Origin of the sequence: Halorhabdus sp. BNX81 (assembly GCF_029229925.1) — an archaeon.
Classification (GTDB): Archaea; Halobacteriota; Halobacteria; order Halobacteriales; family Haloarculaceae; genus Halorhabdus.
The window spans coordinates 1049570-1063490 of the sequence record NZ_CP107254.1; the positions used below are offsets into that span (position 1 = coordinate 1049570).

Annotated in this window: 14 protein-coding genes; 7 read left to right on the forward strand and 7 right to left on the reverse strand. The window is 56.7% G+C overall.

Annotated features, from left to right (window positions below; genetic code table 11):
* Positions 1-46: 46 nt before the first annotated feature.
* Positions 47-1474 (reverse strand): flippase, encoded by a 1428-nt coding sequence (locus tag HBNXHr_RS05265; protein ID WP_275883434.1) that lies wholly within the window; start codon positions 1472-1474, stop codon positions 47-49.
* 219 nt (positions 1475-1693) lie between these two features.
* On the opposite strand from HBNXHr_RS05265, the gene HBNXHr_RS05270 reads away from it, so the two are divergent.
* A complete protein-coding gene (locus HBNXHr_RS05270; RefSeq protein ID WP_275740123.1) occupies positions 1694-2599 on the forward strand; it encodes a formyltransferase family protein in 906 nt (301 codons plus the stop codon).
* On the forward strand, positions 2599-3255 hold the full coding sequence (locus HBNXHr_RS05275) for a PIG-L family deacetylase (protein WP_275883435.1): 657 nt from the start codon (positions 2599-2601) through the stop codon (positions 3253-3255). Before HBNXHr_RS05270 ends, HBNXHr_RS05275 begins: the two co-directional genes overlap by 1 nt.
* A 33-nt stretch (positions 3256-3288) precedes the next feature.
* Here HBNXHr_RS05275 and HBNXHr_RS05280 read toward each other — a convergent pair whose 3' ends face one another.
* Positions 3289-4380, reverse strand: coding sequence for a hypothetical protein (locus HBNXHr_RS05280; RefSeq protein ID WP_275883436.1), 1092 nt, complete (start codon positions 4378-4380; stop codon positions 3289-3291).
* A gap of 80 nt (positions 4381-4460) precedes the next feature.
* On the opposite strand from HBNXHr_RS05280, the gene HBNXHr_RS05285 reads away from it, so the two are divergent.
* The gene (locus tag HBNXHr_RS05285) at positions 4461-5195 is read left to right on the forward strand and encodes a formyltransferase family protein (RefSeq protein ID WP_275740130.1); all 735 of its coding nucleotides are present in this window, start codon (positions 4461-4463) and stop codon (positions 5193-5195) included.
* 96 nt (positions 5196-5291) lie between these two features.
* Here the strand turns inward: HBNXHr_RS05285 and HBNXHr_RS05290 are convergent, their stop codons facing one another.
* Positions 5292-6284, reverse strand: a complete 993-nt coding sequence (locus HBNXHr_RS05290) for an NAD(P)-dependent oxidoreductase (RefSeq protein ID WP_275740132.1) — start codon at positions 6282-6284, stop codon at positions 5292-5294.
* 139 nt (positions 6285-6423) lie between these two features.
* On the opposite strand from HBNXHr_RS05290, the gene HBNXHr_RS05295 reads away from it, so the two are divergent.
* Positions 6424-7386: a hypothetical protein gene (locus tag HBNXHr_RS05295; protein ID WP_275883437.1), complete on the forward strand. Its 963-nt coding sequence runs from the start codon at positions 6424-6426 to the stop codon at positions 7384-7386.
* Here HBNXHr_RS05295 and HBNXHr_RS05300 read toward each other — a convergent pair.
* Positions 7374-8552 carry a DegT/DnrJ/EryC1/StrS family aminotransferase gene (locus tag HBNXHr_RS05300; protein ID WP_275740137.1) on the reverse strand — a complete coding sequence of 393 codons (1179 nt, stop codon included), beginning with the start codon at positions 8550-8552 and terminating at the stop codon, positions 7374-7376. The two genes, HBNXHr_RS05295 and HBNXHr_RS05300, sit on opposite strands and share 13 nt — an antisense overlap.
* Before the next feature lie 150 nt (positions 8553-8702).
* On the opposite strand from HBNXHr_RS05300, the gene aglJ reads away from it, so the two are divergent.
* A complete protein-coding gene (gene aglJ, locus HBNXHr_RS05305) occupies positions 8703-9650 on the forward strand; it encodes an S-layer glycoprotein N-glycosyltransferase AglJ (RefSeq protein WP_275883438.1) in 948 nt (315 codons plus the stop codon).
* 28 nt (positions 9651-9678) lie between these two features.
* Here aglJ and HBNXHr_RS05310 read toward each other — a convergent pair whose 3' ends face one another.
* Complete coding sequence (locus HBNXHr_RS05310; protein ID WP_275740141.1) at positions 9679-10002, reverse strand: hypothetical protein; 324 nt, start codon at positions 10000-10002, stop codon at positions 9679-9681.
* A gap of 143 nt (positions 10003-10145) precedes the next feature.
* Here HBNXHr_RS05310 and HBNXHr_RS05315 point away from each other — a divergent pair, with 143 nt between their 5' ends.
* Positions 10146-11870 (forward strand): rhomboid family intramembrane serine protease, encoded by a 1725-nt coding sequence (locus HBNXHr_RS05315; protein WP_275883439.1) that lies wholly within the window; start codon positions 10146-10148, stop codon positions 11868-11870.
* Between the two features lie 16 nt (positions 11871-11886).
* On the opposite strand, the gene HBNXHr_RS05320 is transcribed toward HBNXHr_RS05315, so the two are convergent.
* Positions 11887-12522 carry an METTL5 family protein gene (locus HBNXHr_RS05320; RefSeq protein WP_275883440.1) on the reverse strand — a complete coding sequence of 212 codons (636 nt, stop codon included), beginning with the start codon at positions 12520-12522 and terminating at the stop codon, positions 11887-11889.
* A 123-nt stretch (positions 12523-12645) separates the two neighbouring features.
* Complete coding sequence (locus HBNXHr_RS05325) at positions 12646-12783, reverse strand: hypothetical protein (protein ID WP_021029398.1); 138 nt, start codon at positions 12781-12783, stop codon at positions 12646-12648.
* Positions 12784-12980: 197 nt separating this feature from the next.
* On the opposite strand from HBNXHr_RS05325, the gene HBNXHr_RS05330 reads away from it, so the two are divergent.
* Positions 12981-13910 carry a hypothetical protein gene (locus HBNXHr_RS05330; RefSeq protein WP_275883441.1) on the forward strand — a complete coding sequence of 310 codons (930 nt, stop codon included), beginning with the start codon at positions 12981-12983 and terminating at the stop codon, positions 13908-13910.
* Positions 13911-13921: the final 11 nt, after the last annotated feature.

The window sequence follows — 13921 nt, forward strand, 5'->3', positions numbered from 1 at the left end:
GAATTCGTGTAAATACTTGCTGATTCACTACGCCATAGATGGTCACTCACCCTTTCACGGGGACCGGAATATATTGGACCACCACCTCCCGGATATCCGGGTCAACGAGAACGAGCCCACTGTAGACGACGACACCGAGAAGCACCACAACCGCTATGCGAACCATCGATGTCGGCTGAAAGACGGTGGCGAATCCGGCGATTGTCAGTCCCATTGCCACTGCGCTTCCGAGTTGCCAGGAGAGACTTTTGAGTGGAATCCGTAAGTCGAGCAGCGATCTGATCGCGATCCACTGGTATACTGTATCGACGAATTTCGAGGTGAGCGTCGCCACCGCGGCCCCGATAAGGCCGTACCGGGGGATTAATACTAGATTCAACACGATGGCTAATGTCACGCCGACAAGCCGGGAGCGAAACGGGATGTCAGCCCGGTCCATTCCTGTCAAAAGCGAATTGCCGACACGTTGGACCGACTCTACTGCCATGTACCCCGCTAGTATGACCAGTGGAATCGCCGCTTCGACGTATTCCGGCTGGTACACGACACGAAGGATGTCTTCACCGAGGACAGTCAGTCCAACCAGACCTGGAATCGGAAAGATGAGGCCGAATATGATTGCTCCCGGAACGATACGCTCGATTTCGTCAAACTCGTCGTCGTTTGCCCATCGGGACACTTTCGGGAATATCGTCATATTTATCGCAGTCGTCGCGATGATGAGTACTCTGGTCGTTTGCCAGGCGACTTCGTAGGAACTCACTGCACCGTCCGCGAGAAAGACGCCGATGAGGAACGTATCCAGCCAGAAGTAGATGAAGTTCGTCGGGCCGAAGAACATTGTATACCTCGATATGCTGAACACCCGCCGAAAGTCCGATCGTGCGGGGATGGCTACGGACAAATTCGAGAGCGGGAACGCGATGATGATCGTCGCCACGAAACCAGCGATGACACCGTACATCAGTCCTTTGGGACCGTATCCGACCGTGATGAGGGCGGCCCCGACTCCCACCCTCACGATGTCCTGAAGCAACTGGAGAAACCCGCTCGTCAGTACGCGGTCTTCGGCCTGCAGTGTTTTGATGAACAGATCTGCGACTAGCCACGTTCCCGTTGCCAGAGCGAGGAGCCCAGGGACCGATGCCCCAACGTAATTCGTGATCGGGTTCTCGAAGAAATGAAAGATAGCTGTAGCAAAAAGACTGACAACAGTGATGACGACGAGTCCAACTGTAAACAACTCAGAACGGCGCTCCCCCTCGCCAATACGCTGGACGAGCGCTTGTCCCATTCCCAGATTCCCCACCAGCGAGGACACCTGGATAACGAGGAAAAATAGGAAGTAGATGTCGAGCCTTGACTGGGGAATTACCTTCGTGAAGTAGACAAGTCCAAGAAATCCGACAATCCGTGCTGTGAACTGGATCCCGAACAACAGGATGCTCTGGCGTCCAGCATCGTTGTCAGTCATCCGGGGACCACTCCTGTGAATCTATCAGCAACGCGGTGATGGGGAAATTCACGATTGTCTCTTGTGCTTCTGGCTCTCCAACCGAGTGGTAATCACGATTTCGACTCACCGGCGGAGCGACCGATAAACGTGATTCAAAACGTCTTTACGAAAAGTGTTTGGTTCCGCCGCGCTGGAAGTCCCAATCTTGAATAGGCACTTCTGTCTTTGTTCGAAGCGATGACAGAGGACGATCTCCGGTTCGGGTATCTCGGATACAGTTCCGTAACCAGGGAGATTCTGGATGGGATCGATGTTGATCCGGAACTCGTAATCTCGTTCACCGAGTCGGTAGAAGAAGAATACGGGCGTGGCGTGTCATACGAGGAGTATCCGGCCATCGAAGTTGAAACGATCAACTCCGAGAAAGCAAAGACAGCGATCGAGAACCACGAAATCGATGTCTTGCTCGTGATGGGGTGGCCCGAACTTCTCGAACCGGAACTGATCGATGCACCCGATGTCGGGTGTGTCGGCAGGCACCTTTCGATGCTCCCGGAACGACGGGGACGCGCTCCCGTCGCGTGGGCACTGATCCACGGCCTTGAGGAGACTGGCGTCTCGTTGTTCTGGATCGATGAGGGTGTCGACTCCGGAGCGTTGATCGATCAGCGTGTCGTTCCGATCGATCCGAGCGACCACGCCGCGGATCTTCACCACAACTGTACCCAGGCGACGATCCGACTCCTCAATGAGGATGTCTTACCCCGCTTCAAAACGGGGGATTTTTCGGGCGAGCCTCAGGACGGGGAAGCGACCTACACCCATCCGAGACGACCGGATATGGGAATTATCGACTGGACAGACTCGGCATGGGACATTCACAACTTCATCCGGGGGCAATCCCATCCCTATCCCGGAGCGTTCACGTACAACCGTATGGACAAGATCACGATGTGGAAGACACAGGTCGACCATCCGACTGTGACCAAGGCCGCGCCAGGAACAGTACTCGCCACAGGCACGTGGGAGGACGAGAGCTGGCTCGTCCAGTGTGGGGAAGGAATCGTCGACGTTACAGTTGAGTATGCAGATGGGGCGGATTCGATCGAGCAGGGTGACCGACTGGGGGCGATCCCGTACTGATGAACGTTGTTTTTTTCGTCTGCCACGTCGACGACGCCGTCCTCGGTGCCGGTGGCACAGCACAGCGGATGCTGGACGCGGGTCACACTATCGATGTCGTGTACGTGACCGAGGACTACAACTACCACCCCGAGAAGAACTACGATAACCGTGAGGAGGCCCGACAGGCCTGGAGTGTGCTCGGCCTTGACGAAGATCGTATCCACTTTCTCGACTTCCCGACGATGAAACTCGATACGGAAGCGCTGATCGACGTAAATATCGCCTTCGAGGAAACTGGACTACAGCCGGACGTGATCTTCACACTGGACGAGAGCGACGTGAACCAGGACCACTGGACGGCCTACAACAGCGCGATGGTGGTCGGTCGTTCCATCGATCGCCAGATTGGGATTGTGACCATGGAAGTCCTCTCCTCGACGGAGTGGGGCGAAGGGGAGTTCCAGCCCAACTACTACGTCGACGTCGAGGGTCGCGTCGAAACAAAGATCGAAGCCATGTCGAACGTCGAGTCCGAGATGGAAGAGTGGCCTCACCCACGATCGGCGAAGGGCATCGAAACGAAAGCTCGCCAACGTGGGATGGAAGTCGGTTATGATTACGCTGAGGCATTTCGACTTGTTCGGTGGTTCGATTTTGCGGAACAGCTGGTTTAATCGCAGAACTGACACATTCTCCGAGGGTTTCGATTATCCATCATCTGCTGTCGACACCTCGTCGAGCTGGCTCGCAAACTCGGTAATAAAGCGTCTACGGCTAAACCTATCGAATATTTCAGCATCTGGAGAATATTCAATATCGCCCGTCCGGAGAGCATGGATTGCATCGGCGATACCTCCCGTGTTGTCCGGATGAACCACCGTTCCCAGGCCGTTGTCGTTTACAACATGCTGTATTCGGAAAGACGGATCGCCAATCACAAGTATCGGATTTCGTGAGGCAATGTAATCCCAGATTTTTGATGGGACGCTCAGCTTGTTTGCAGGATCAGCACTCGCGATGAATAACGTGACATCGGATCCCTTGAGAACGGGGATTATCTCTTCATGTGGGACGAATTCGTGGGTATACACGATCTCTTCCAGGTCACGTGCCTCAACAGCCCGTTGATATTCGTCGTTCCAGTCACCATAAAACTGTATCCGTAAATCCCGTCCATACTGTTCAACATATTGTTCTAAACCATCGAGGAAATTATATGGCTCTATCCATCCTTCATAAAACGAACCAGCATACGTGATGGTAAAGTCTTCGTACGCCGTCGTCTGGGCCTCCTCAAAGACACTTTTCTCGAAACCCAAAAAGGGTAGTTCGTGAAACTTTTCCTCGGAAATGTGTGGATACGTTTCGGTAAAGTACTCTTTTTTCATCTGAATTCCATCCATCCACACAACACGATCCGCAACAGAGACAGTCGTTTTTTCAACGATCTTTGCGAGTTTGGTTACCAACGATCCTGCCTCTCTGTCCGGGTTGTTCACCATCGGATCACGAAATTCCGCAACCCATGGAATCCGCGCGAGCAATGAAACAATAAGCCCGATTACCTGCAAATGCAACGGATTACTTATTGAATTTATCACATCGACATTTTCTCTCCGCGCGAGTTTCCAACACCGGAAAATACTCGGGAGAAATGAACGGATATACGGCTTAGGTACGTGTCCGATCACTACCTCCCAGTTTTCTTCGGTGAGTAATCGCGTTCTCGTGTCAATCTTTTCGGCGCGGCCACCTGTTTCATCCGGGGCCCGGTTAGTTATTAATAGGACCTTCTTCATTTTCGTACGCCTCATCTTTGGAAATATAGAGTCGTTTCGAATCCTGAGGAGTTATATATTGAGGGAGTTATTGCTGTGGCATGGTAGATGTAGCTTTCTTAGGGATCAACGACGTAGGAGAGCGGATCTACGACTGGCTGACAGAGCGTGATGATGCGAATATCCTGGGTATATTTACCGAACGTGAGCAGCTTGATACCGTCCGAGAACTCGAACCTGAACTCATTCTCTCGGTGGGATATCGACATATCGTTCCGGAAGATGTTCTCGAAATTCCCGACCTCGGAGCGGTCAACCTGCACAAATCGTATCTACCCTACAATAGAGGGTTCAATCCAAACGTCTGGAGTATCATCGAAGATAATCCTGCGGGAACGTCCCTCCACTATATGACTGCTGAGATAGATGAGGGGCCGATTATCGATAGACAAAAAGTACCCGTAAAGCCGGATGATGACGGCCGGGACTTATACGAACGCCTCGAGGACGCACAGGTCGAGCAGTTTACGCGACACTGGGAGTCGATACGCGACGACGACGTGGACACAATCGAGCAGCAGTCCTCAGAAGGAACGTATCATTATAAACGGGAGTTTGTCGAGCAATGGGAGATCGATCCTGACGAAGAAGTGAGAATTGGTGATTTCATTGATCGACTTCGTGCATTGACGTTTCCACCATATGACAACGCATACTTCGAGAAAGACGGCAAAAAGTACTATATCGACATCTCTATACGATCTGCACAAAATGAGTCAGAGGCCTCTGTCGAAACGAAGAACGTTCCCACGTACTCGGAGGAAGACACGGAGTAGTCGGGACCCTCCCGTATGTAGACGGGAGGGCTCCAGCATGGACGATCAGGTATCCGAACGGGGTAGCAAAACCACGGGGAATTCAAACTGGATTGATTACATGTACGGGTATTCCGAGTTTCGGAAGCTGTCCCGCTCGTAGTCCGTGATATCCTCTTCTTTCATCCACTCTTTGATCTCTTGGACACCGTCCGCGATATCGTACTCCGCCTCCCAGCCCAGAATGTAGTTGATCTTGTCGAAGCTGACGCGGTAGGTGCGGTCGTCTTCCTTGTGTTCGACGAACCGGACTTCCGCATCCTCGACGTTATCTTCGACTATTTGACCGACTTTCTTGATCTGGTAGTTCAGGTCGTTGTCGCCAACGTTGAAGATCTGATGATCAACTTTCTCTTCGTCTGCTTCCAGTACGTCGACGAAGGCTCGTGCAGCATCGTGGACGTGGACGAGCGGCCGGTACTGCTCACCGCCATAGACGGGGATATCGTCTTCGAGTACTGCTTTCGCCGTGAGGAGATTTACGACGAGGTCAAAGCGCATCCGGCGTGACCATCCAAAGATTGTCCCGAGTCGGAGAATCGTCGCCGTAATCTTATTATCGGAAAATTGGTCATTCGTCTCGTGGAGAATAATCTCCTCGGAGTCGATTTTTGATTCCGCATACAGCGAGAGCGGGTTGAGATATGAGCCCTCGTTCAACTCCATCAGTTCACTTGCCCCATAGACGCTACAGGTAGAGGCAAAGATGAGTCGTTCGATGTCGTGGAGTTTTGCGACCTCAACGAGCGACTTCGTGGCTTCGACGTTGACCGATTGGGTCGCTTGTTCGTTGATGCCACAGGCAGGGTCGCCGACGATGCCGGCCATGTGGATGATCGCTTCGCAATTTTCAACCGCGTACGACAGATCCTCGATATGCCGAATATCACCTTCGTGGATTTCGAGATTCCCGTCACCTTTGAACGGATCTAGGGCGTCATCTCCCCACAACATCGAATCGAGAACGTGGACTTCGTGTCCGTTATCGAGTAATTCCTCGACGATATAATTCCCGATGTAGCCAGCCCCGCCAGTGACAAGCACGTGCATTGACGTCGTGAGATTCACGAGGAAGAGACAAAAAGCGTTCCGTTTGTAATCCAGCGTCCTTCGACTCCCCAAACAGCGATGGCCGGCAGGTGTTGCGTAATGGAAACACTCTTCATCCTTATCAAATAAGCTGGATTCAATGGATCCCTGGTATGCGTTGCGAGAAATCCGAAAACACGGGACAAATCCGCAGTGGTGGCGGAAACGATTTTTAACCCATATTGTGAGCAGGTATTATCGATTGAATCCACCATCCTCGGATCCGCTTGTGACACAGGATTGGGACAACGTACTGCTACTGGATGCGTGTCGATACGATCTATTTGAAGACGTATTATCGGACTATCCCCTCCCCGGCACACTTGGGAAACGGCGATCCGCGGGGTCAGGAACACCCGAATACTTAAAAAAGAATTTTGAAGGAAGACAACTCCACGATACGGTCTATATCACGGCGAACCCATATGTAAATACGAAATTATCACGTGAGACGTTCTACGACGTCGTCCCCGTATGGAAGCACGACTGGGATGAGGAACTACAAACGGTTCCGCCTGAAGCAGTCCGTGATAGTGTGCTTGAAGCCAATGACAAATATCCCAACAAACGAATCATTGCCCACTTCAATCAACCGCATGTGCCGTTTATTGGCGATGTCCGTCTGGACGGTCGAAAGGTAAGCGCAATACGACAAGAGGCACTTGGGAAAGAACGACCGGACCCGTCCGAGCGGATCCCGACTCCGTTTGATCAGCTTGCGGCTGGTGGACGCACCTACGATGAGGTTTATGAAGCATACCGGAGTAATCTCGTGCGCGTGCTACCGACGGTTACGGAATTGCTCGATGCCCTTCCTGGCCTGACAGCCGTCACGTCGGATCATGGCAACGCATTCGGTGAATTGGCCCGTCCGTTCCCTATCAAGGTCTATGGCCATCCACTCGGCATTTTAATCCCGGCGTTGACGGAAGTCCCCTGGCACGTTTCACAGAACGGAGATAGAAAACAGGTCACTGCGGGGAACCCAGCCCAGACGAGTCACAATGACGACCCCTCCGAGGATGTACAGCATCGACTTCGTCAACTCGGTTACGCAGAATGATCTGCAACGGTATTCCGAAACTCCGAGACAGTTTCGACGACGTATTCGATCTCGTCGTCCGTCAGATTCGGATGGTTGGGAAGTCCGATCATCTTCCCGACTACGTCTTCGACATTCGGCAACGTTAGTGACTCGTAGTCGTGGTCGTTCTCGTTTTCGCTCCAGGGGAATTCGCCGTTGAATCCTTTGTGGTTCCTAAACACAGGCTGTTCGTAAAGTGGTCTATTGTAACGGTGACGTGTTTCGACCCCCATGTCCCCGAGTCGGTCCCATACCTCTTTGCCAGAGAGTCCGATTACGTCCTCTTTCACCTCGAAGGGGGCCCAAAAGTACGCGTGCTCGACGTGATCAGGTACCGTCGCCGGTTCGAGCCATTCTAGATCTCCAAGTTCGTCGGCCAACCGTTCGGAGATCCGTCGACGCTTCGCGTTGAATTCGGCGAGTCTCTCGACTTGCTTTGCGCCAATCGCTGCGTGTAGTTCGCTCATCCGGTAATTGTATCCCAAATCGACGTGCGTATCTCGATCGACGAGGCCATGATTTCGGAGCCGCCGGAGTTTCTCGGCGAGCTCGTCGTCGTCGGTCGTGATTATTCCTCCCTCGCCTGAGGTGATGTTCTTGGTCGCATAGAAGGAGAAACAGCCGACATCGCCGAGTGAGCCAACGCGGTCCCCTTTGTAGCTGGCCCCGTGTGCCTGTGCTGCGTCTTCGACGACTGCAATGTCGTGTCTCTCGGCGAACGACTGGATCTCGTCCATCGCTGCCGGTTGGCCGTACAGATGGACTGGCATGATGGCAACAGTCCGATCTGAGACACAACGCTCCAAATCCCGGTAATCGAGCGTATAGAGCTCACGATCGATATCTGCGAATACTGGGATCCCTCCTTGATGTACCACTGCGGTTGCCGTTGAGCCGAACGTGAGGCTGGGGACGATGACTTCGTCGCCAGGTTCAAGCCCGAGCGCATTGAGCGAGACTTGAATCGCGACAGTGCCGTTCGCCACCGCGACTGCGTGATCAACGCCAGTATACTCCGCCCATTTCTCTTCGAATTCCTCGACGAAGGGGCCCTGAACGAACCGACCGCTGTCGAGCACCTCGGAGACGTTCTCACGCTCGACTTCCCCCAATACCGGCTCCGCAACACTCACTTGCCTGTCCATACTTTCAAACAGAAGGAGCAGATAATCAAAGTCACGATCCACGATGGTACGAATGGTTTAGTTTCAAACGGTTCTAATCCATCCTTGTTTAGGAAACAATATCGCTGCCATCCCGTACACTTTTTCACGGAGCCATCCGACAACCAGCCAATGCCAACCCGCGACGACGTCTGCGTGCTCATCCCGACCTACAACGAGGCGGCTGCTATCGGCGACGTCATCGACGGCTTTCACGACCAAGACCTCCAGAAGGTCCTCGTCATCGACGGCGGATCCGCGGACGACACCCAGGAGATAGCCGCCGAGCACGGCGCAGAGGTCGTCGAACAATCAGGCAGCGGCAAAGGCCAGGCCGTCCGAGAGGCCTTCGAGTACATCGACGCCCCATATATCCTCATGGTCGACGGAGATGGGACCTACCGCCCGGCGGACGCGGATGTCCTTCTCGATCCACTCCTCTCTGGAGAGGCCGACCACGTCATTGGCAACCGATTTGCCGACATGGAGTCGGGTGCAATGACGCGACTCAATCAGGTGGGCAACCGACTCATCAACCGTGCTTTCGCGCGGATTCACGGCCGGGATTTCGTCGACATCCTCTCGGGATACCGGGCGATGACGCGTGAGTCTATCGACCGCTTCGACCTCTCTTCGGAGGGATTCGGTATCGAGACCGAACTCTCCGTCGAGTGCGTCAAACACAACGTTACCACCGAGGTTGTGCCGATCCGCTACGAGAGCCGGCCCGAAGACACCGAAACGAACCTCCGGCCGTTCCGTGACGGTGCTGTCATCCTTCTGACGCTGTACCGGATGGCCAAGACGAACAATCCGCTCTTTTATTTCGGCAGCGTGGGAACAGCGAGTCTCCTTGTCGGTGCGCTGCTCGGCGTCTACGTCGCTGTCGAGTGGTTCATGAAAAACATCTCACACGAGGTCATTGCCATCGTCTCCGCCGTTGGAATCATCTTCGGCGTCCAACTCCTGGTCTTTGGCGTCCTCTCGGATATGATCTTCAAACTCCACCGCGAGCAGATGCACCGACTCGATCAGGTGCTCGAAGACACGCGATCGGTAGACGAGGAAACCAGCGAGTGACTGTACAGCTGCGTAATCGATCGAGGCGTCAAAACGGTATCAGTGATCGTATTTGACCGACAATCCCGCTTGGATTCTCGGCCCGGAGTCGTTCGAAGACGGGGTGGGTTGCGTTGAGGAGATCCTGCTCAGTCTCAAAGTTTCGCTGATCGATCTCGTCGAGCACGTCCTCTAGGGAAACGGTGTTTCCGGACGCGTTGTATGGCACTTCGAGGTCGCCGTGCTCCGCGCGCAACTCCTCGGCCGTCGCTGGAAACGAGGCATCCTCGAGACGGGCGTCCAAGGCGGGAATCCCGAACTCGATGACGTCCGGTTCCGAAAGACCGTCGTCGGCAGGTGGGCGAACTCCCATCGTGTAGTCGCACGCTCCCGATCCGGTAAAAACCTGCGGGCGAGACCCGCCACGGGGGTGGCAACTCGCGGCGGGATCAGTGACAAAACGGCTCCCCGGAAGTGGGCGTCAGGGCTAAACCTACCTGCCCCGTTGATCGGAGTATGTCGGCGATCCCGTCAGCACTCCGTTCGGCCCCGCTGGCCGCGACTGGCTTGCGGGCGGCGATCGAGGCCGTCCCCCTGTGGAGCTGGCAACTCCTGTTGGCCGCTGGGATCATCGTTTCTGTGCTCACCCTCTATCGGACGGCCCGTCCTAGTGGCCGCTGGGGCGGGCGCTTGCGTTCGCGGTTCGTCCTGGGCGTGCCCTGGGGAACCGTCCTCGGGCTTGGGTTCGTCATCTGCGTGTATCTGTTCGTTCAGGGTGGCTGGGGGAATCTCCGCGATCCGGTGAATCTGCCGTTTCAGGCCACGTCCTATGCGTATCCTCTCGGTATCCTCACCGCCGGATTCGCCCACATTGGCTGGACCCATCTCGTTGGCAACCTCTGGGCCGGCCTCGTCTATGGCTCGATTGCCGAGTTCGCCTGGAGTCATTATCCCACGGAACGGGGCAGCGAGTCGTTTTCCTCGTGGCGGCGTAATCCATTCGTCAGAATCGGGATCGTCTTCGGGACCATCCTCGGTACCGGCCTCCTCACGGCCGCGTTTTCGTGGGGGCCGATCATCGGCTTCTCGGGCGTTACGTATGCGATGGCCGGGTTCGCGCTCGTCTTCTATCCGATCACGACGATCGTCGCCGTCGTGGGCTGGAGCCAGCTCTGGCACGTCTATAGCGGGTTCGTCTCGCCGTACTCCGTCGCGGAGGCGGGCGTCAGTTACGATACCGTCGGGTGGGCGAGTACGGCTATACAGGGCCACGCGTTCGGGTTCTTACTCGGTGTGTTCGCCGCGGCACTCCTCCTTCGACAGCGGCGTCGGAGTGGGAATCCAGCGCGGATCTGGCTCGCGGCGATGATCTACGGCATTGATGCCGAACTCTGGCGGGTCTACTGGTTTCTGGGGGAGGGCCAATACATCCAGTTCAAGGCAGTCGGGACGGCGCTTTTGTTCGCCCTCGCGGGACTTATCGTCGCAGTCGTCGCCGGGTCCGACCGGTCGGTGTTCTCCGGGCTCCCGGGCCTCGATCGGTCGCTCGATGCACCACGCTGGGAGATTGCGGCGAGCGTCCTGCTCGCCGTGCTGGTGACGATGTCGATGGTCGGTGTGACGTTGAACCTCGCTGCGCCTGCGGGCGGTGGACTGCCCGACGACGCGGTCGAAGTCGAGGATTACGAGATCGCTTACGCCGAGAACGTCACCAACCAACAGATCGCCGTCGTGGATCTTCCGTTCTTGACCCAAGCTACCCAGATCCGGTCGAGCGGCGTGATCGTCACGAGCGAGAAGCGCCACCTCTGGCGGGTTGCAATTTCCAAACGCGCGATAGAGGCCCGCGGTAGCGGCCGCGTCCTCGTCGGGGGCGTCGGCTGGCGGTCATCGGTCTGGGTGACGCGGTCCGGGTGGTCAGTCGTCGGCGGAAACAGCACCTACCGTCTCTTCCTCGATCCCGAAGACAGCGAGAAGCGTCTCGTCCACACGTCATCACCGGCGGTCGCGGATCTTCGACTTGCCAATCGGACGATCGCGATCCGACCGGCAGCCGATGCGTTCGAGGTGGCGATCCGACGCAACGACGAGACGGTCGATGCCGTCCCGATTCCCGAGGCGGGTGAGAACGCGACTGTCGGCGGGATCACGATCAACCGGTCGGGCCGTGATCTCTATGCGAGCGCTGACGGGACCGTCATTCGGGTTGCCAACCGGCAGGTCCCACCGACACGACGGTGATCTGGGCTCCCTGTAGCTACTGAGGCCCACGTCGCCACTCGATCCGGAACAGTTCGACGTCGATCTCCCGGGACTCGGCCTCGTGAAACGAAAACTGACGGGGCAGCGAAAGGGTCGTGCCATACGCTGCCGTCACCTCGCCGCCGTTGTCAGCGGCGAACGCCTCGACGAAGTCCACACTCCCCGCGTTGTGAATCGAGTACGAGACCGACGCGATGTCGGCTGCGGTCGCCAGGAACGCTCGGTCGGCGTGTTCGTTGTCCGACTGAGCGCCGAACGGCGGATTCATGATGGCGGTAACTGGCTCGGACGGACACACCGGCAGTTCGGTCGCGTCGGCCCGGAGCCAGGAGATCCGTGTCCGCGTTCCGACCCGGTTTTGGTTTGCCCGTGCAGTCGAGAGTGGGGCCGGATCGATGTCTACGCCGAGTACCGTTGCGGGGCCACGGAGCGCTGCACCGAGCGCGAGCATGCCCGTCCCGCACCCGAGATCGACGACAGTCCCGCCCGCGATGTCCCCGTTGAGATCCGCCAGATGGACGAGATGCGCCGCGACCGAGGGGGGCGTGCGGTACTGTTCGAGTGACGCTTCCGGATCGTCGAACCCGACGACAACCCCGAGTTGCTGGGCCAGCTCCCGTTTCGTGCTCATCGATGTAGTTCCTATCTCTGTCCCTAGTGGGCTCGCGGCGGGAAAAGCGTTCGATGCCCCAGAAGCGTTCAGCTACCGGTCCACTGCCGTGGTACTTTCACCAACACTACGGCCGGGCGACATTCAGGAACTCCAGAGATGTCGATCCTCCATCGACTCCGGGGCCCGATACCCCAGTACAGCGTGTCCCTGTGATTCGTGCCACGACGCCATGCGCTCGTCGATGTACTCCGAGCAGTCCTTGCAGTACCATGTTGCCATGTGTGTCCTCCTAGTGGTGGCGCTTGTCCGCACTGTCGCCGGCCCACACCCAACAATTAACCATGATATAGGATAATCTTTCCGGTATTTTAACCCCGGGTTGGCTATCGTGCGGGCTGGCCAGGGGCCAACTATAGAATGGCCGGTCTCGGTGGGCCACCCGAACGCTCAATGGGCCGGTGGCCGTCTGGGGGGCCATGGAACGACGTCATCTCTACGGAGCTACGTTCGGCATCGTCGGCCTGCTCCTGGCCGGAATACAACTCGTCCACGCGGCCGAGCAGACCGACGTAGCGATCGCAATTGCTGTCGACGGGGTGCCCTTCGCGCTGCTGGGGCTGACGCTTTCGTTTACGGGGTACTGGCTCGGGTCGTCTGCGGAATACGATCCGGACCTCCCGCGAATCGCGGCGTGGGCCGTCGGCGGCACAGCCCTGTTCACGGCAGTCGCAGCGCTCATGCTGTTCAGTCAGCGCGTGGCCACCGGCACCGTACCGCGGGTGATGTACACGGCGATCGACGGTGTCACAGTCGGGGCGGTCGCCGGCACACTCATCGGCCTGTATGACGCCCGCAGTCACCACCATCGGCGCCAACTCCAGCGTGAGCGCGATCGGACGGAAGCGTTTGCCCGCAAAGCCGCTGACCTCAACAATTACGGTCGGGCGCTCGCCCAGTCGTCCTCGGTCGAGGAAGTCGGTGCCTTCTGCATTCAGGCCGTCTCGTCGCTCCTCGGATACGACCAGACTACCTACGTCGAGGTCGAACCCGACGGCGAACGGATCGTTAGCAGTACTGTCGCGGGCGTCCCCGACGGGGAAATCCGACGCCTTGCCAGACATGCCGCCGCTCAGGACGATGTCGTCCGTATCCAACGGCCGGGAGACGACACCACGGTAGCGACGCCGTCTGGCTCCCCGGACCTGTCGATGGCATCACTGTCGATCGTTCTCGACGGCGCTGCCCAGACGACTGGTGTGCTCGTCACTGTCGGTGACATCGAGGCCGAACTGTCATCGGAGGACGAACAACTACTGGAACTGCTGGCCTCCCACGCGGGCATGGTACTCGAGCAACTCTATCGACACAGAGGTCCACAAACGAGTGCATCCGAACCCACCGAGTAAGCAGCACCGAC